Here is a 19,098-nt window from a genome sequence, read left to right on the forward strand (position 1 = left end):
TGCGAAATAGTATACAAATATACTTTATTTAGTAATTTACCGGGATTTAATGCCATAAATAAAATGTGTATTTTTACATTCTTTAATTGAATAATATGAAAATACTTGTAATTGAAGATGAACCGGAATTGTGCCAAGTGATTTGTCAATCCCTGGAAAAAGAAATGCATATTGTTGAATCTGCCAATAATTATAAAACCGGGTTAGACAAAATCATATCTTTTGATTATGATTGTATTCTTCTTGATATTATGCTTCCTGATGGAAGTGGCATGGACTTATTGAAAAATTTAAAAAATGAGGGTAAAAAGGATTCTGTAATTATAATTTCTGCAAAGGATTCTTTGGACGATAAAATTGAAGGATTAGATTTAGGTGCTGATGATTATCTGACTAAACCTTTTCATCTTGCAGAACTTCATGCCCGCATAAAATCCGTGCTTAGAAGAAACAATCATAACGGACAATCCTTAATTGTATGGAACAATATTAAAATGTCTCCTGAAAACAGAACGGTTGAAGTAAATTCTTCTTTACTTAATCTTACTAAAAAAGAGTTTGACCTACTTTATTATTTCCTTATAAATCCTAACCGGTTAATATCTAAAACAGCTATTGCAGAACATGTGTGGGGCGATTATATGGATGAGGCAAGCAGCCTGGACTTTGTTTATTCCCAGGTAAAAAATTTACGAAAAAAGCTTAAGGATCATGAAGCCGACATCAATATTCAAGCGGTATATGGTTTAGGATACAAAATGATTTAATCTTACTTTTTATATGCGTTTACATAATTATACACTGAAATACCTTACGATAGCACTCTTACTAGTAATTTCTCTATGGGCTGCTCTTTTTTATGCTTTTATTTTAGATGAAGTGTATGATAATATAGATGATGGACTCAAAAACTCTAAAATTGAAATTATTAAGGAAGCATATAAAGATCCTAAAATTTTAAATACACGGGAATTCGGAATTAATAATTTCAGAATTACTCCTATGCCGGAAGGTGATTATCCTTCTAAAAGCAAAATTATTACTACTCAGGAATATCTGGAGTTTGATGACGAAGATGAGCCTGTAAGATTATTAACCGCTTATTTCTACGATTCTGATAATAACCCTTATAAGCTGGAAGTGAAAACTTCTATGATTGAAGAAGATGATTTACTTGCCGATTTAAGTATTGCTTTATTGGTTTTATATCTGGTTCTTATAATAAGCATTTTTTTATTAAATTATATTTTATTAAAAAAGGTATGGAAATCATTTTATGATTTATTAAATAAATTAAAAAAATATATTCCGGGAAATAAATCCAGCTTTACATCTACTCAAACAAAGATTAAAGAATTTAAAGATTTGGAAAATGAAATTGAAAAAATGATGATCCGAAACGAGAATAGCTTTAATCAACAAAAATTGTTTATATCTAATGCCGCTCATGAGCTTCAAACTCCATTAGCTATATCCATCAATAAACTAGAACTTTTAGCGGAAGATCCTCAAATTACAGAAAAACAATTAGAAGGAATTTCTTCTATTACAAACAGTTTAAATCGCCTGGTTAACCTTAATAAATCTTTATTATTGCTGACCCGTATTGAAAATAATCAGTTTCATGAAAATGAAAATATATCTTTTAATGATATTATTAAAAACAGCTTAACTGATTTTACTGACTTTGCTGAATATAAACAAATCTCAATCGAACTTACAGAGATTGGTAATTTTGAATTTTATATGAATAAAGGGCTTGCTATAACTTTGATTAATAATCTGATAAAAAACGCCATTATCCATAATTACCCTACAGGTAAAATTATTATTACTATAAGCCAAGACTATTTCCTCATACAAAATACCAGTATTCAAACAGTACTTGACGAACAACTAATCTTTAACCGATTTTACAGAAATTCGAATGACTCCCAGTCTACAGGCTTAGGCTTATCCTTAGTTAAAACAATAATTAACTCTTATCCTAAATTATCTATTCAATATACTTTTAATGATTTTCATAGTTTTAAAATTTACCAAATTATATAATTAGGTTTTTACAATATAATTACAACTCTGTTGTTTATTCTCTCTTTAATCCATTAAATATTAAACCATTTTCCTAGTATTTTTTTAGTATTACTCATAAATTGTACAAATTAGTTTAATATAAAAAAAGATTTATTTTGTGTTAATATTTTTTTTTATATATCATTTTGTTAATCAGGATATAATATGTTAAAATTTATTTATTTTACCTAAAAAATACATTTATTATAAAATATTGTTTAATTTTGTAAACATTTCTTTTTCATTATAAGGTAATAAATACATAATAATACATCATTAATAAAAAAAATACTATGATTCTAAATTTAACTAACAAAAAAATTAATTAATTTATTTATTTGCAAAACGTTGTTGTCCGATAATTTATTTTTCAATAATATGTAATAAAAAAATTCGCTCTTTATTACTTCACCTCTCCCAACTATTGATTAATAATATTTTCAACTCTTTGTATAGTCCTTTAACATATACAATCTATGCTGTTGACCTGTATATGTATGAGATATCATTCTCTTAATATTTTATGGAGTAAGCTCTCTATGCTTAATGTTACTTGTATGTTAGAAAATAAAAATATAAATTCTTTTATATATGGAAGAAAATACAAAGCTTTCTGTAAAAAAAAACAATCTTATTAAAAATAAATTCGAACCCAAAATTCTCAGCCGGCAAGATAATAATGCCAACGAAGAATATATTTCTAAGTTAAAAAACATAGCAAAAAATTATAATAAAAAATCTGTTTTTGAAGTTGGCGATTTAGTACAATGGAAGATAGGTCTAAAAAATAGAAAAAAACCCGAATACAATCAACCGGCTATTGTTATAGAAGTACTGGAAGAACCTATAAATGAACATATAAATGATAAAGTAGGGGTTTCCAACTTAAATGAAAAATTATCTTTAGCCTTGGGTTTTTTATCAGAAAATAATGAATTTCAAATTTCTTATTATTCTCAAAAAAGATTTGAACATTATATATAACTCTTTGTGCCTGAAAATTAAATTCCTAATTCTTTCCTAAATTTACATTTAGGTTTGTATCCCATTATTAAAATTAGTTGTAATGAAATACAAAATAATAGTTCTAGGAATTTTAATTTGTGCCTCCATAGTTTTTATCTCTATGCGTTTTTATTCCGTAGGTGAGACCATTGTGACGAAAGACCAGTTACCTGAGAAAGCCTCAGCATTTATTCAACGTCATTATGCTCATCATAATTTAAATTATATAATTAGAGAGCAGAAATTTTTTAGCAAAAAATATGAAGTCAAATTTACCAATGGAATGGAAATAAATTTTGATTCTCAAGGAAACTGGACAGAGATTGATGCAAAATATGCTACCATTGATTATTCTGTTTTTTCTCAAAAAATCGGATTTTATCTGGCCTCCCACTTTCCCGGTACTCAAATTTTAAAAGCCGAAAGGAAAAATTTCGGAAGACAGGAAATAAAAATATCTAACGGGCTGGAACTGCTCTTCTCATCACAAGGAGAATTTAAAAGTCTGGAAGATTAAAAAGTTAATTGTCTATTTTTTTTAAATTAATTTAATTTTCATTGAATTGTATTTTTTTAAAAAGTTATTTTTGCATTTCGTTTCAAGTCTATAATTATGATGATTAATCTGAAAACTGCAGTAATAACCAAATTAACATTGCAATCTGTTGGAAATAAATTACGGGAAGAAAAAAACACCTATGCCGGTGATTTATTCCATCTCAATGAAAAAGAAGAGGAAGAACTTCTTCCTTTTTTTATGTCTCCTTTTAAAAAATTGACGGAATACTATCAGTTTACTCATTATACTCAAGATATTAACTTTAATATATTATATTCTCTCTGCAAAGAAATGTTTGATGATTCTATAGACTTTGTTGAATTTTCAGACAAAGTACTGGATCATCTTTATGAAAGATCCAATCACCCTCAGATTAAAAGTGGCGAGGTTTTTATCGCTTTGCTGGAAGGTATTGATACGGGTCAGGAATCTAAAATATCCGGCATCGGTATTTTTAAACTCGAAAACAAAAATAAATTTTTGCGATTCAGACATTCTGATATTGTAGAATGCGCAATTCAAAAAGGATATCGTTTAAATTCATCTCTGGATAAAGGGTGTATCATTCTTAACGTTCAAAAAGACTCCGGTTACCTTTCGTTAATACATGATGATGCACGTGTTGAATCTGAATACTGGAAAAAATCTTTTTTAGATGTAGACTACATTAAGGATGACTCTTATCAGACAAAGAATTACATCAATCTGCTCTCTGATTTTTCTCAGCAAGTTATTTTTGAAGAGAAAGGAAAAAAAGCCCAGACAGAGTTTATAAGTAATTGCCTTCAGGTTTTTAACGAAAATGAAACTATAACCGAAGAAATTCTTGAAAAAGAAATATTGGATACGTATGAGGTAGCAGAAGAATTTAAAAATTATAAAAAAGATTATGCTGAGTCTTCCAATATTGAATTTTCTCAAATATTTGATGTATCTACTCCTGCCTTAAACCGGGAAAAAAGAAAGATTAAAACTGATATAAAACTGGATACCAACATACAGATTAAGCTGGATATAAACTCACCTGAATCTTCTGAAGACTTCATGGAACAGGGGTATGATGATGAGAAAAAAATGTTCTATTATAAAGTCTATTTTAATTCTGAAATATAGGAATTTCAGACATATTTGGTATATAAGTAGTTTATTTCATATATTTACTTTTCAATTCACCACAGAATGCCCATCGTAGACTTTATTATACCAGACTATTTCACCAGAATTGTTACATGGAAAGTAAGCGAGACCAATGAAGAATTGCTTCGTATTCTCAAACTGAACAATAAGCGTCAAGAAAGATATGAATCGTTAACTCCTAAAAGGAAACGTGAGTATCTTGGACTTAGAGCCTGTCTTATGGCTCTGGGACTGGATGAAAAAGTGCAATATACCCCCGAAGGAAAACCTTTCGTTGAAGGTACATATAACATCTCTGTCACTCATTCTCACGGAATGGTTTGCGTAGGTGCCTCCTCTTTTAATATAGGAGTAGACATTGAGCTGGAAAGAGATAATAAAATTAATAACATTAAATATAAGTTTATTCGTGAAGATGAATTTAAATTTATTCCTAAAGAACAGGAAAAAGATTATTTTCATATCATCTGGGGACTAAAAGAAGCTTTATATAAAATACACCAGGGAAACTTATGGTCTTTTTTAAATCATTACAGGGTGGAACCATTCAGTTTAAAGGGTGATAAACCCATCACCTGCTGGATTATTGATGAAAAAGCCAGCGTAAAGTATTATGCCCGATATAAAAAAATTAACAATTATTACATGGCCTATGTCTTAAATTATGAATAATTTTTTTCATATGTTGACATTAACTACCGAAATTTTTATTTTATTTTCATCTGTACTACCATCTAAAATTTAATCCATTGAAAAAAGCACTTATCATTCAAAACAAATTTATAGGAGATGTTTTGGTAGCCAGTGTACTGGCTAAAAATTTAAAAAAAAGCATTCCTGACCTTAGTGTTCATTTTTTTTGCTATGATAAAGCCGTAAGTATATTAGAGAATAACCCATACATAGATAAAGTTATTACCTTTGATGACCAAGAACTAAAAAAAATTCCGGTTCTTTGGAAATATACCAAACAAATCAGAAATGAAAAGTATGATATATTAATTGATCCCTATGCAAAGTTACAAAGCCGTTTTATTACTCTGCTTTCCAACGCTAAGCAAAAAATCAGCTTCGACAAACCCTTTTTCAAACATTTTTATACAAATGTTTATAAAGAAGAAAAAGAACCTATGCTTATTCATTGTACTTCCATTGAAAACCGATGTTTATTATTATCTCCATTCTTTAAAGATTTTACGACTATTGATTTTCAGACGGAAATATTTCTTACCGATGAAGAAATAAATAACGCCAGAGAATATATGTCCCAGGAGGGGGTTAATTTTAATAAACCGGTTATTATACTGGGTGTTTTAGGCAGCAGCCTGGATAAGTCCTGGCCTTTAGCCTATATGGCAGAATTGACCAATTTTTTACTTGAAAATTTTGATATAAATATATTGTTTAATTACGTACCTTCTCAACAAAAAGATGTAGATCGAATCCTTTCTTCGGTTTCACAAAAAGATAAGATATTTACATCTATATTGGGATCTTCAGTAAGAGAATTTGCAGCTATTTTAAAAAATTCAGATGCTCTTATTGCTAATGAAGGGGGAGCGGTAAATATCGCAAAAGCTCTCTTAAAACCTACATTTTCAATCTTTTCCCCACATAAATTCCGGAAAGACTGGGGCTGTTATGAAAATTTGTTTATACATCAAAGTTTTCACCTTACAGATATAAACCCCGAAATATACAAACAACACTCTGTTAAAGAGATTCTAAAAGCACCTGAACCTTTTTATCTTTTGTTAAAGCCTGAAAAAGTTATTCCGGTAATTTCCGATTATGTACAAAACGTGTTAAATATTCCTTTATATAAATAAACCTATAAACGTTAAAAAGCAGGTAACTATTAAAAAATAAATTACCTGCAAAATTAATGTATTAAATGTTTGGAAGAAAAATCACATAATTCCTCCTCCTTTTTTAGTGTTCTCGTCAAAAACTTTTTTATTTATTCTATTAACTTTCCCAGAGCTTAAATTGTAACGAACAGAAAAACTTATATTTCTGCTTTCCCAATCAGAACGTCCTTTGAGATTAGATGGGTTGATCATTTGATATTTCGAATGGTTGGTGTTGAATACGTCTGCCAACCTTATACTGATACTTAATTGATTGTTCATCAACATTTTTCTCAATGAAATATCTACTTTCCATTGTTCATTATATGAGTTATAGAGGTCCTTTGACTTAGAATAATATTGAGCTAGAAGTTGAATACTTAAAGAAGGATTAAGAACAAAATTATTGGTTGTTTTAATTATATATTTGTCAATATTCCTTTTAGTCCACTGCTCCTGCTTTAATCCAGACACTTCTCCCCAATAGTACTCCAAAGAAGAATTATTTTTCCACCATTTGTAAGCAGAAAAATTTAAATCAAATTCACCTCCATACTGAGCATTGGCTTTCGTATTCTCGTTAATAATTTCAATATAACTCGGATGCTCTACAAATCTTTGACTGATTGCGTCTTTAATATCTCTATAAAAAATACCAGCTTCCACATTTAATTTTCCAATATTAGCAGAGGTTCCTACCTGAAATGAATTAGTAAATTCAGGCTTTAATTTATCATTACCTGAAATAATTATTGTTCCGACTACAAATTGAGGAACCGGAGAGAGTATTCCTGCCCACGGACGATCAATTCTTCGTGAATAATTGAAAGACAATTCCATTTTTTTTTCTTTTCCTAATTTATAACTGGTATGTAAAGTAGGATAAATTTGCACATCTGTTGTATTAACCTGAACTGAATTAGTAAAATCTGATGTTGCTTTTGTATCTGTAAGCTCACCACGTATACCGGCTTTCAAACCAATTCTCTCCCATTGTTTTTTGTATTCTGCATATAAACTATAAATATCCCGTTCGAATTTGTACACATTTGCCTGGGCACTTTCGTAATTGTCCTTGTATCTGTTAAGCCTTAATTCAGCACCTGCCGTAAACATAGTTTTATCAGAAAGAGGATTTGAATAATCCAGATTTGCTCTGATATTTTTTTCTTCAATATGATTTCTTTCCTTTAAACTTATAGAAGAGTTTCTAAATCTATCTTGATTATTTTTATTAAAATTTGCTTGAAATTCTAATTCGTGATCCGATTTATCGAATTTTGATTTATAAAATAAATCATACTCCTGATATTTTGAATTATCTTTCTGTGACTGATTTATTATACTTTTCATTAAATTATTACTATCGATACTTTCATTATCCACACGTAAGTTATTTCCTGATTGTTGCGTATAAACTGATAACGTATTTTGAGAGTTTATAAAATAATCAGTTCCTACTTTTACATATCTGTTAATATTTCCTATTGATAACAGATAATCTAATTGAGAATCTGGGTTTCTTCTCTTTAAATAACCGGAGTTTTGAAAATTATAATCATTATATCCTGCATTCGCGAATAGATTAAATTTTTTATAGCCCAAATTCATATCAATACCGTTTACATATTTTGATTTTTTTCCTATTATATATCCGGTATTCAAACCTAAATTAATTCCTTGTTTAGTACTCTTTTTTAATATTATGTTGATTATTCCTGCTTTACCTTCAGGTGAATACTTTGCGGGTGGATTGGTTAAAATTTCTATTTTATCTACCAAATAGGGGGGTATAATTTTAATACCTGATCAAAATCTAAAGTAGAAGGTTTGCCGTCTATCAAAACTTTAACATTTAAACTTCCCCGTAAAGAAATTTGGTTTGCTTGATCTATGCTGATTCCCGGAATTGTTGTCAATATTTGAGTTAAATCCGGAGCTGTACCTGCCCAATCATCACCAAGAGTTACGACTTTTCTGTCAATACTATTTTTAATCGTCGTTTTTTTTCCGGTGATTACTAAATTTGTCAGCGTATGTTCTTTCGTTATTTTTTCCATTTTAATTGATTCCAGATTTACAGATTCACCAGAAATATGAATAGACTGTTTATTTTTTACATAGCTGAAAATTTCAGTAATAATTTCATACTCTCCTTCAGATATTTCAAATCTGAATTCTCCATTTTCTTCAGTAAAAGTATCATTTACAATACTTCCATTTTTTAAAATTAATATCATAGCTCCCTCTATACCTATCTGTGTAGATTCGTCAACAATTTTACCTCTTACCTGTGACATTGATTGAGCATATAAAGTACTGGATAATACTATTGATATAAGGGTCAAAATTGTACTTAATTGGATTTTTTTCATAGGTTGTAAATTTAATTTAATACTTTGTTATACATACTAGTTAATTATAAAAGCAACTGTTTTATACAATATGTATGAGTATTATGAAATTTGTTACATACTATATTAATTTTTTTCTAAAAAATTAATATAGCACTGACAATCAATACACTAAATTAATAAAAACTATGATTTTTTTTAAGTTTGTAATATAGTTAAACTGGAAAATAGTAAAAAAAGAAGTTAAAATTGAAAATAATCAGGTAGATATTAAATAAAAATGCATCCATAAAAAAATCTATTCATATAAATGTTCTCGCATCTCAATTAATAATGATTCAGCAATTTTAGAATCCGGTTCATTTCGCAAAGAAGATAAAGAATATAGATTTTCTATTTCCTTTATTAGATCTTCTGATTTTTGTAGTAACTCTTCATAGGAATACCTGCCATATTTTATATTTAACAATTCTTCACGATTTGACCTTCTAACTATTAATTCCCCATTTTGAAAAATATCCCTAGCCACTTCCAGAAGCCTGATGGTATGCATCATGTTTTTTGAATCGTAATTATTTCCATGTGATTCATTTATTTTAAATCTCTCTTTATTTCTTTTATCCACCCAACTCCAATATTCTTTATATTCCTTACAATAAGAGGAATATCCGTCTTTATTAAAAGACAAGTAAGCAATTTCTTTTTCTCCTTTAGCAATAGATGATAAGCTAACTTCATTAGTATCATCCTTTTTAGTAATTCCTCTATATCCCAAATTACCTTTTTGGTCATAAAACAATGCGTAAATCCCTTTAGAATGAGGAATACTGACTAACCCGCAGTTTTCTTGTTTAAAATTTTTAATTTGTAACCACTCAGACAATAAAACAGAATCATATCCGGATAAAATATAGCAGAAATCAAGTACCGATTTTCTTTGCTTCTCGATTGGATTTACTATTTTCTTTTTCAATCCCTGAGCTTTTTTAATCTGACTGATTGCATAACCGGCAAATGTATCCTTCACCAATTTTGAAAGGAACATGGAAAGATTTAATTTTTCCATAATGGGATGTTTATATAGAATGCAGTCTTGAGGAGATGCTAAAACTTCAAGAATATTAGGATTATTTTTCACCAATAATTCAACAAACCTGCCCAGTTCATAATATACTTCGTCATTTGTTTCATTACTGATTTGAGGAATATAATCAAATCCATAAAATTTATCTTTAGGCAAATAATATACACCTCTTATATCTGTATCTGAATTTTCCGTATCTAATCCAAAAGCTCTACTCCCACTAATAGCTTCAAATAACAATAGATTTTTATCTTTTATATCCTGAATATTCATAATTTACAGTTAATTTTAATTTATACCTGAACTTAAATAGTAAAAAAATTTTCAACATTTAATATTACCTTTGATCAAATCCCATTTTGTTTATAAAAAAAAGATCTAATTTATCTTTTTCAAAAATTATAGTATTTATGGAACCAGCAAATTCAGTACATGTCTGAAAAGTTGTATTAATATATTTTTTTAAATTACTATCAATTGTTATGATGTGAGATTCTTCAACATCCTTTTTGTATTCTATCAAATTTGTAATCAAATCTTTTAAATTCAAAGGCACTAGTTTAAGGAGCTCTTGTATAGTCATAGGTGCTATTTCATTTTTTTCCATACACCATTGAGCCGCAAGCAAAGGACGAAGTATATAAAACAATTTTTTGATTTTTATTTCTTCTTCAGCTATTGTTTCCATTGCTCCTTTCGCCACACCCAGATAATGAAAAATGTTGGATCTTTGATTAAAATACTGATAGCAAATAGCCACTAACTCTTCTTTAAATCCGGCTTCTTCTTTATAAACGATAGGTGATTGAAGCCATTCGAACGGAGTTGTATTCGATTTTTTTATTAATAGTAAAGTTTTTTTCAAATCCCATCCATTAATGTCGAGCTCATCATCAATGGCAAAGTTTAAATATAATTCCGGATCCTGTATAGATAAATACTCTTTTTGTTCTCTACTGTAAATAAACCGGACATCATAATCACTTCCCGCTGAAGGAAAGCCCTATCCTCTACTCCCCGATTCACAGGCAAACCAAATTTTTATTTTCTTTTCTTTTTCAATTGTTGAAATTTTATCCAAAATTCTATTTCTCATGAGATGCATATTATCTCCAAAAATAAAAATAATGATTTAAATATTACACAAGTCATCCCTTACTGAATATACAAACACAATAATATCAATAAGATAGTTTTACAAAAAAAGCTAAAAAATTTAAATTTATTATGCATGCATAATAAATTTTATTATATTTGGTATATGACAAATATCATGAAAAACAGAATCACAATAGACTATATATTACGCTCTACCTGGCTTTCTATACAAAAAATGTATAACGAAGAAGCCACTCATTTTGGAGCTACAATGTCAGGTGCTTTTACTTTATTATCCATTGATCCGAAAAAAGGAACTCCCAGTTCCTCGTTAGGTCCAAAAATGGGAATAGCTGCCACCAGTTTATCCAGGACACTTAATGACCTGGAACAACGAAAACTTATAAAAAGGACTACTTCAAAAGAAGACAAGCGAAGCATCATTATAAGCCTAACCCATGAAGGACTTCGTATGAGAGACATATCCAAACAATATGTAAAAGAATTTCACCATACCATTGAGAAAGAAATACCTATGGACAAATTAACTATTTTCTATGATGTTATGGATGAAATCAATCGAATAATCACAAAAAAAAGAATGAAGAAAAATGAAAAAACACATTAATCATGTTACCGTTCTCGGATCCGGGATTATGGGTTCGGGCATTGCATGCATGTTTGCAAACATTGGCGTGCAGGTCTTGCTTATCGACATGGCTCCTTCAGAACTTTCAGATTCAGAAAAAGCTAAAGGCTTATCATTGAATGATCCTATAGTAAAAAACCGAATTGTAAATAACAACCTTAGAAAAGCCGTTCAATCTAAACCTGCGCTTCTATATCACCCCTCTTTTATTGACAGAATTTCTACCGGCAATTTAGAAGACGATTTACACAAAATTAAGCATACCGACTGGATATTTGAAGTTGTTGTTGAAAATCTGAAAATTAAAAAAAGCATATATGAAAATATTGAAAAATATAGGATTCCGGGAACTTATATTTCCTCAAATACTTCAGGTATACCTATTCATTTAATGTCTGAAGGCAGAAGTGATGATTTTAAAAAATATTTTGCAGGAACCCATTTTTTTAATCCGGTTCGTTACTTACAACTACTAGAGATTATTCCAACCAAAGAAACCTCAAAAGAAGTCATTGATTTTTATTTGATGTACGGAGACAAATTTTTAGGAAAAACTACTGTCTTATGCAAGGATACACCCGGATTTATAGGGAATCGAATCGGAGTATATTCCATGTCCAAAATAATATCTTTGAGTGATGAACTTGATTTAACTGCAGAAGAAACCGATGTTTTGACCGGCTCTATACTCGGACGTCCTCAAACAGGCACTTTCAAATTAAGTGATTTAGTAGGACTGGATACGGCTGCAAATGTAACCGAAGGGCTGAAAATTAACTGCCCGGAAGATACAATGATTCAGAATCTGAAAGTTCCGGACTTTATGAAATTTCTGACTGAGCATAAATTTTTAGGAAACAAATCCGGAAAAGGTTTCTATTTTAAAGAAAAAGATGCTGACGGAAAAGATGTACGCTATACTATAGATTTAAGAACTCTAGAATACAGAATACTTCAAAAACCGAAAATTGATCTTATTGATACAGCAAAACAAGCAAAGGATGAAAGAGATAAATTAAAAATATTGTTATCATCCGAAAGTAAATACGGAAACTTTTATCGAAAACATTTTGCCAGTTTATTTGCGTATGTTTCATTAAGAATTCCTGAAATATCTGATAATTTATACAGTCTGGATGATGCTATGAAAACGGGGTATGCCTGGAAAACGGGGCCGTTCGAACTTTGGGATCAGTTAGGCTTAAAAAATGGAATCGATTTAATTGAAAACGAAGGGTTTAAAGTTTCATCCTGGGTTAAAGAAATGCAGGAAAAAGATATTCATCACTTTTATCAAGTAGATTCGCATGGAAATACCTTGTATTATGATCAAAACAAACAAGCCTTTCAACCCATTCCCGGTCAGGAATCTTTTATTATTCTCAATAATCTTCGTCCTACAAAAACATTATGGCAAAACTCCGGAACAGCAATTGAAGATTTGGGGGATGGAATTATAAATATTGAATTCCGTTCTAAAATGAATTCGTTGGGAGGTGAAGTTCTGGAAGGAATAAACAAAGGAATAGAACTGGCCGAAAAAGATTTTCAGGGAGTGGTGATATCAAATCAAGGAACTAATTTTTCCGTAGGTGCAAATCTGGCTATGATTTTTATGTTGGCCATTGATCAGGACTGGGAAGAATTAAATATGGCTATCGCACTTTTTCAACAAACAACCATGAGAGTCAGGTATTCTAACATACCTGTAGTAGTTGCTCCTCACGGTATGGCTTTAGGTGGAGGTTGCGAACTTACTTTGCATGCAGATAAAGTGGTAGCTGCTGCTGAAACCTATATAGGATTAGTTGAATTTGGTGTGGGAGTTATACCGGGAGGTGGTGGTTCCAAAGAATTTGCACGAAGGGCTTCTCTCAATTACCTCAAAGACGACGTTAAAACAAACAGATTAAGAAATGCATATATGAATATCGGAACTGCAAAAGTATCAACATCAGCTTACGAAGCTATGGACATGGGTATTCTTATTCAAGGAAAAGATACGATAATAGTTAATAAAAACCGATTAATATCGGAAGCTAAAAAGCAGGCGATTTTACTTGCCGAAAGAGGATATACAAAGCCTTATCCTGAAAAATTTGAAGTTTTGGGCAGGAATGCCTTGGGAATGTTTTACGTGGGATCAGATCAATTAGTTAAAGGAGGGTACATGTCTGAACATGATCAGCTCATTGCCAACAAACTTGCCTATGTAATGACCGGAGGTAATTTATCTGAACCTTCCAGAGTTACTGAGCAATATATACTGGATTTAGAACGAGAAGCTTTTCTGTCTCTTTGCGGAGAAAAAAAGACTCTGGAGAGAATACAATATATGTTACAAAATGGAAAACCACTAAGAAACTAATTTAAAAGCAAAGATTTATGAAACAAGCATATATAATTACAGGCTATAGAACTGCCGTAGGAAAAGCTCCTAAGGGAAGTCTCAGATTTGTCCGTCCTGATTGGATGGCCTCTCAGGTGATAGCAAAATTACTTTTAGAAAATCCTTCCATTGATAAAGAACAAATAGACGATGTAATTGTAGGTTGTGCTATGCCTGAAGCAGAACAGGGTCTCAACATGGCAAGATTAATTTCGCTTATGGGATTACAAACAGATAAAGTTCCGGGAATGACTATTAATCGTTATTGTGCATCAGGCTCGGAAGCTATTGCCATTGCATCAGCGAAAATAAAAAGCGGAATGGCCGACTGTATAATTGCCGGAGGTGCTGAAAGTATGTCATACATACCGATGGGGGGATATAAACCTGTTCCCGAAACAGAAACAGCTAAAAAACATCCTAGTTATTATTGGGGAATGGGACTTACAGCTGAAGCAGTAGCTCAGAAGTTTAATATTTCCCGTGAAGAGCAAGATGAATTTGCCCTTCAATCTCATGAAAGAGCTATAAAAGCTATAATCGGACAAAAATTTGATAATCAAATCGTTCCTTTAGAAATTTCATATGATTTTTTGAATGAAAATAATAAACCTGAAACAAAACATTATTCTTTTACTCAAGATGAAGGACCAAGAAAGGAAACCTCACTGGAGGCTCTTTCTAAGCTAAAACCAGTATTTGCAAACAAAGGAAGTGTGACCGCAGGTAATTCTTCTCAAACTTCTGACGGAGCTGCTTTTGTTCTGGTAGCTTCTGAGGAATTTATCAGTAAAAACAATCTACAACCTCTGGCCCGACTTGTTTCTTATGGTGTTGCCGGAGTAGAGCCCAGACTTATGGGAATAGGACCTATTGAAGCTATTCCCCTGGCATTGAAAAAAGCCGGATTGACTTTAAATAACATAGATTTGATAGAACTTAATGAAGCTTTTGCTTCTCAATCCGTAGCTATAAAAAAACAATTACAAATCAATCCTGATCTACTGAATGTTAATGGTGGAGCAATAGCATTGGGGCATCCATTAGGTTGTACAGGAGCAAAACTTACCGTACAACTGTTAAATGAAATGAAGCTAAGAAAGAGCAAATATGGAATAGTTTCTATGTGTATTGGTACAGGACAAGGGGCAGCAAGTATTTTTGAACTTTTATAGAGCCTGATGTTGTTAAAACAATAAAATAAACCTTAAAAAAATCAAATAATGGAAACATTAAACTCAATCAATAAAGCTAAAGGAGCTGCATTTATAACTCAATCAGTTCATTTTGAAGAAATATTTATACCGGAAGATTTTTCAGAAGAACAAAAAATGATGAGAGATACAGTAAAAGATTTCATTGATAAAGAAGTCATACCTATAAATGAACGCTTCGAAAAAAAGGACTACGCACTAACAGAAGAAATAATGCGTAAAATAGGAGAATTAGGACTTCTGAGTATTGCCGTTCCTGAACAATACGGAGGAATGGGAGCTGGCTTTGTTTCTACGATGCTCGTTTGTGATTATATCTCAGCAGCTAATGGTTCATTAAGTACTGCCTTCGGAGCTCATACCGGAATAGGCACTATGCCTATAACTTTATATGGAACGGAGGAACAAAAAATGAAATATCTGCCTAAATTAGCTTCAGGAGAATGGTTTGGAGCTTACTGCCTGACAGAACCTGATGCCGGATCTGATGCTAATTCAGGGAAAACAAAAGCCATCCTGTCTGAAGATAAAAAATATTATAAAATTACGGGGCAAAAAATGTGGATATCCAATGCTGGATTTGCTCACTTATTTATTGTTTTTGCAAGAATTGAAAACGATAAAAATATAACCGCATTTATTTTAGAAAGAGATGAATCAAACGGACTTTCTTTCGGTGAAGAAGAACATAAACTCGGAATACGATCTTCTTCAACCCGGCAGGTTTTTTTTAATGAAACAAAGATTCCTGTTGAAAATATATTAGGAGAAAGAAACGGAGGTTTTAAAATTGCAATGAATGCTCTTAACGTAGGTAGAATAAAATTAGCTGCTGCATGTATAGATTCGCAACGTCGAATAATTACGCATGCAATTCAATATGCTAACGAAAGAGTACAGTTTAAAACTCCTATTTCGGCTTTCGGGGCAATACGTAAAAAAATAGCTGAGCGAGCTACTTCCATTTATGTCTGTGAATCTGGTTCTTACAGAGCTGCTAAAAATATAGAAAATAAGATTGAAGAACTGATACACTCAGGAGCTTCTCACAGTGAAGCAGAGCTTAAAGGAGTTGAAGAATTTGCTATTGAGTGTTCTATTCTAAAAGTCTATGCATCTGATGAAGCTCAGATAACTGCAGATGAAGGTATTCAGATATATGGAGGAATGGGCTTTTCTGAAGATGCTCCCATGGAAGCCTCCTGGAGAGACTCCAGAATAGGAAGGATATATGAAGGTACTAATGAAATTAATGGTTTGGTTGCGATAGGAATGTTAATTAAAAGAGCATTGAAAGGTCAGATCGATTTAATTAACCCGGCACTTTCTGTAAGTAAAGAATTAATGAGTATTCCTTCATTCGATATTCCTGATTATTCTCAAACCCTATCCGAAGAAAAAGAAATGCTTTCTAAACTGAAAAAAGTTTTCCTCATGATTTCTGGTTCTACTATTCAAAAATATAAAGAAGAAATAGAAAAACAACAGCATTTATTGCTCAATGCATCCCAAATACTTATACAAATTTATATGGCTGAAAGTGCTGTTTTAAGAGCAGAAAAAATTGTAACTAAGTTTCCAACAAATGCAAAAATACCATTAGCAATGGCTCAACTAAATCTTTTCAAAGCTATTGAAATTATAAAATCTAAAGCAACAGAATCCATCTACTCATTTTCGGAAGGTGATGAACAAAGAATGCTATTATTAGGCTTGAAAAGATTTACGAAGTATAGCAATCCTCCCAATGTAATAGCGCTAAGTGAAAAAATAGCATCGCATATTATTGAAAAAAACGAATATACTTTATAATTTTGGCACGCAATTTGCATTTTAAAAAGTATTCATAAGGCAGTGAATTTTCATAGTAGTTAGTTTTAACCCCGTTTTATACGGGGTTTTTTATTTATATTTATTTTTTAAATCAGACAATTTTGGCACACATTTTGTTTTAAATATAACGTTCATAAGGCAGTGAATTTTCATAGTAGTTAGTTTTAAACCCCGTTTTATACGGGGTTTTTTTATTTTATTAATTTACTGAAATATAATAACTCTGGCACGCATTTTGTTTTATATATAATGTTCATAAGGCAGTGAATTTTCATAGTAGTTAGTTTTAACCCCGTTTTATACGGGGTTTTTATTTTTAATTAATTACTATCACGCTAAATATGAATAACTTTGGCACAAATTTTGTTTAAAATATATTGTTCATAAGGCAGTGAATTTTCATAGTAGTTAGTTTTAACCCCGTTTTTATACGGGGTTTTTTATTTTTAATTATTTACCATCACGCTAAATATAAATAATTCTGGCACAAATTTTGTTTTATATATAATGTTCATAAGGCAGTGAATTTTCATAGTAGTTAGTTTTAACCCCGTTTTATACGGGGTTTTTATTTTTAATTAATTACTATCACGCTAAATATGAATAACTTTGGCACAAATTTTGTTTAAAATATATTGTTCATAAGGCAGTGAATTTTCATAGTAGTTAGTTTTAAACCCCGTTTTATACGGGGTTTTTTGTCTTTTAACTATTTAATTTGAATTCACAATTTCCCCACCTAAACTTATAAATTCTCTTTTTATCAATTCATAGTTCTCACAGCTTATCGGCTTTGTAGCATTATCAATAATAAAGGTTTTGAAACCAAGTTTTATAGAGTCCTTAGCTGTAAAATAAACACAAAAATCTGCGGCTAATCCACAAATGTAAACTTCATCAACCTTTTTACCTTGAAGATAATTTGATAAACCTGTAGATTTTTTATTTCCATTATCAAAAAATCCACTATAGCTATCGATACCTTTATCCATTCCTTTTCTGAAAATGGCTTCAATTTTATTTTGATTTAATTCTTTAGAAAACTCTGCCCCCATACTTCCCTGTACGCAATGTGCAGGCCAGAGTGTTTGAGGTAATCCGTCCAGCTCAATCTGTTCAAAGTTTTTTTTGCCTTCATGCATCGTACTAAAACTTAAATGATTTGCCGGATGCCAATCCTGAGTCGCTACAACCAGTTCATAGTTTTGCTGAATTTTATTGATTATCGGTATTATATGGTTTCCATCCGGAACAGCTAAATTTCCTCCTGGTATAAAATCGTTTTGAACATCTACAATTATTAATGCTTTCATATCTATTTTTTTCAAAAATATGTTAAATATAAAATTTAATTTTTACTTGACTAAATTTCTTAGGCATAACAATTGTTATTATATAATAATCAATAAAAATTGATATTTTAATACAAAATTGTAAATTTGACAAATTTGTTGATCAAAAATATGAATTATATATTTTCTATAAATTCTGTTTTAAGGTTTATGTTAGAATTAATTTCTATCACAATTTTCATCTGGCTGGGATTTAGTAAATTTAAATTTCCGTTTAATATATGTATTGGAATATTACTTCCTGCTGCATTTATTTTCCTATGGTCAGCATACATTTCGCCTGGCTCTCCTAGTCGATCCGGTCATTTTATACGATTTATAATTGAGCTTACAATTTTTATTTCAGCTTTTTTCCTTCTTAGCTTAAAGCTCTCCCTCAATTTAGGAATTAGTTATTTAATCTTCGCGATTGCAAATAATATTCTAACCCATTGGGGAGATATATGGTTCGATAAACAATAAATTAGAACAAAAGATATAAACATAATAACCCTAATTAAA

Annotated in this window: 16 protein-coding genes and 1 pseudogene; 12 read left to right on the forward strand and 5 right to left on the reverse strand. The window is 30.7% G+C overall.

Annotation, left to right across the window (positions count from 1 at the left end):
* The first annotated feature begins 95 nt into the window (after positions 1-95).
* From EQ921_RS05495 to EQ921_RS05525, 7 genes are all read left to right on the forward strand, one after another.
* Entirely contained in the window at positions 96-767 is a 672-nt protein-coding gene (locus EQ921_RS05495) for a response regulator transcription factor (RefSeq protein WP_128153186.1), read from the forward strand.
* A gap of 13 nt (positions 768-780) precedes the next feature.
* Entirely contained in the window at positions 781-2,052 is a 1,272-nt protein-coding gene (locus tag EQ921_RS05500; RefSeq protein WP_128330897.1) for a sensor histidine kinase KdpD, read from the forward strand.
* A gap of 612 nt (positions 2,053-2,664) precedes the next feature.
* Positions 2,665-3,057 carry a hypothetical protein gene (locus EQ921_RS05505; RefSeq protein ID WP_128330898.1) on the forward strand — a complete coding sequence of 131 codons (393 nt, stop codon included), beginning with the start codon at positions 2,665-2,667 and terminating at the stop codon, positions 3,055-3,057.
* Between the two features lie 82 nt (positions 3,058-3,139).
* A complete protein-coding gene (locus EQ921_RS05510) occupies positions 3,140-3,595 on the forward strand; it encodes a PepSY-like domain-containing protein (RefSeq protein ID WP_128330899.1) in 456 nt (151 codons plus the stop codon).
* Between the two features lie 96 nt (positions 3,596-3,691).
* A complete protein-coding gene (locus EQ921_RS05515; RefSeq protein WP_228427645.1) occupies positions 3,692-4,750 on the forward strand; it encodes a nucleoid-associated protein in 1,059 nt (352 codons plus the stop codon).
* 66 nt (positions 4,751-4,816) lie between these two features.
* Positions 4,817-5,446, forward strand: coding sequence for a 4'-phosphopantetheinyl transferase superfamily protein (locus tag EQ921_RS05520; RefSeq protein ID WP_128153190.1), 630 nt, complete (start codon positions 4,817-4,819; stop codon positions 5,444-5,446).
* Positions 5,447-5,523: 77 nt separating this feature from the next.
* Positions 5,524-6,603 carry a glycosyltransferase family 9 protein gene (locus EQ921_RS05525; RefSeq protein WP_164875590.1) on the forward strand — a complete coding sequence of 360 codons (1,080 nt, stop codon included), beginning with the start codon at positions 5,524-5,526 and terminating at the stop codon, positions 6,601-6,603.
* An 81-nt stretch (positions 6,604-6,684) separates the two neighbouring features.
* Here the strand turns inward: EQ921_RS05525 and EQ921_RS05530 are convergent, their stop codons facing one another.
* From EQ921_RS05530 to EQ921_RS05545, 4 genes and pseudogenes are all read right to left on the reverse strand, one after another.
* The gene (locus EQ921_RS05530) at positions 6,685-8,406 is read right to left on the reverse strand and encodes an outer membrane beta-barrel family protein (protein WP_128330901.1); all 1,722 of its coding nucleotides are present in this window, start codon (positions 8,404-8,406) and stop codon (positions 6,685-6,687) included.
* Positions 8,400-8,999: a carboxypeptidase-like regulatory domain-containing protein gene (locus tag EQ921_RS05535; protein ID WP_128330902.1), complete on the reverse strand. Its 600-nt coding sequence runs from the start codon at positions 8,997-8,999 to the stop codon at positions 8,400-8,402. The genes EQ921_RS05530 and EQ921_RS05535 overlap by 7 nt, the downstream gene beginning before the upstream one ends.
* A 277-nt stretch (positions 9,000-9,276) precedes the next feature.
* Complete coding sequence (locus EQ921_RS05540; RefSeq protein ID WP_128330903.1) at positions 9,277-10,335, reverse strand: DNA polymerase beta superfamily protein; 1,059 nt, start codon at positions 10,333-10,335, stop codon at positions 9,277-9,279.
* A gap of 64 nt (positions 10,336-10,399) precedes the next feature.
* A pseudogene (locus tag EQ921_RS05545) lies at positions 10,400-11,167 on the reverse strand (DNA polymerase beta superfamily protein).
* 168 nt (positions 11,168-11,335) lie between these two features.
* Between EQ921_RS05545 and EQ921_RS05555 the strand changes: the two are divergent.
* Genes EQ921_RS05555 through EQ921_RS05570 form a run of 4 tightly spaced genes read left to right on the forward strand, consistent with a single transcriptional unit; the run spans position 11,336 to position 17,224 of the window.
* The gene (locus EQ921_RS05555) at positions 11,336-11,788 is read left to right on the forward strand and encodes a MarR family winged helix-turn-helix transcriptional regulator (protein WP_128330906.1); all 453 of its coding nucleotides are present in this window, start codon (positions 11,336-11,338) and stop codon (positions 11,786-11,788) included.
* Entirely contained in the window at positions 11,772-14,177 is a 2,406-nt protein-coding gene (locus EQ921_RS05560; RefSeq protein ID WP_128330907.1) for a 3-hydroxyacyl-CoA dehydrogenase/enoyl-CoA hydratase family protein, read from the forward strand. The genes EQ921_RS05555 and EQ921_RS05560 overlap by 17 nt, the downstream gene beginning before the upstream one ends.
* Before the next feature lie 17 nt (positions 14,178-14,194).
* Entirely contained in the window at positions 14,195-15,373 is a 1,179-nt protein-coding gene (locus tag EQ921_RS05565; RefSeq protein WP_128330908.1) for an acetyl-CoA C-acyltransferase, read from the forward strand.
* 48 nt (positions 15,374-15,421) lie between these two features.
* Positions 15,422-17,224: an acyl-CoA dehydrogenase family protein gene (locus tag EQ921_RS05570; RefSeq protein WP_128330909.1), complete on the forward strand. Its 1,803-nt coding sequence runs from the start codon at positions 15,422-15,424 to the stop codon at positions 17,222-17,224.
* A 734-nt stretch (positions 17,225-17,958) separates the two neighbouring features.
* Here the strand turns inward: EQ921_RS05570 and pncA are convergent.
* Complete coding sequence (pncA, locus tag EQ921_RS05575) at positions 17,959-18,558, reverse strand: bifunctional nicotinamidase/pyrazinamidase (RefSeq protein ID WP_128330910.1); 600 nt, start codon at positions 18,556-18,558, stop codon at positions 17,959-17,961.
* Positions 18,559-18,747: 189 nt separating this feature from the next.
* Between pncA and EQ921_RS05580 the strand changes: the two genes are divergently transcribed.
* Entirely contained in the window at positions 18,748-19,059 is a 312-nt protein-coding gene (locus EQ921_RS05580; protein WP_164875322.1) for a DUF2568 domain-containing protein, read from the forward strand.
* The last annotated feature ends 39 nt before the right edge of the window (positions 19,060-19,098 follow it).

Source organism: Apibacter sp. HY039, assembly GCF_004023655.1.
Lineage (GTDB): Bacteria > Bacteroidota > Bacteroidia > Flavobacteriales > Weeksellaceae > Apibacter > Apibacter raozihei.

Coding starts and splice junctions, on each gene's coding strand:
- EQ921_RS05495 (WP_128153186.1), top strand. CDS start 96: ATGAAAATACTTGTAATTGAAGATGAACCGGAATTGTGCCAAGTGATT.
- EQ921_RS05500 (WP_128330897.1), top strand. CDS start 781: ATGCGTTTACATAATTATACACTGAAATACCTTACGATAGCACTCTTA.
- EQ921_RS05505 (WP_128330898.1), top strand. CDS start 2,665: ATGGAAGAAAATACAAAGCTTTCTGTAAAAAAAAACAATCTTATTAAA.
- EQ921_RS05510 (WP_128330899.1), top strand. CDS start 3,140: ATGAAATACAAAATAATAGTTCTAGGAATTTTAATTTGTGCCTCCATA.
- EQ921_RS05515 (WP_228427645.1), top strand. CDS start 3,692: ATGATGATTAATCTGAAAACTGCAGTAATAACCAAATTAACATTGCAA.
- EQ921_RS05520 (WP_128153190.1), top strand. CDS start 4,817: ATGCCCATCGTAGACTTTATTATACCAGACTATTTCACCAGAATTGTT.
- EQ921_RS05535 (WP_128330902.1), bottom strand. CDS start 8,999: ATGAAAAAAATCCAATTAAGTACAATTTTGACCCTTATATCAATAGTA.
- EQ921_RS05540 (WP_128330903.1), bottom strand. CDS start 10,335: ATGAATATTCAGGATATAAAAGATAAAAATCTATTGTTATTTGAAGCT.
- EQ921_RS05555 (WP_128330906.1), top strand. CDS start 11,336: ATGAAAAACAGAATCACAATAGACTATATATTACGCTCTACCTGGCTT.
- EQ921_RS05560 (WP_128330907.1), top strand. CDS start 11,772: ATGAAAAAACACATTAATCATGTTACCGTTCTCGGATCCGGGATTATG.
- EQ921_RS05565 (WP_128330908.1), top strand. CDS start 14,195: ATGAAACAAGCATATATAATTACAGGCTATAGAACTGCCGTAGGAAAA.
- EQ921_RS05570 (WP_128330909.1), top strand. CDS start 15,422: ATGGAAACATTAAACTCAATCAATAAAGCTAAAGGAGCTGCATTTATA.
- pncA (WP_128330910.1), bottom strand. CDS start 18,558: ATGAAAGCATTAATAATTGTAGATGTTCAAAACGATTTTATACCAGGA.
- EQ921_RS05580 (WP_164875322.1), top strand. CDS start 18,748: ATGTTAGAATTAATTTCTATCACAATTTTCATCTGGCTGGGATTTAGT.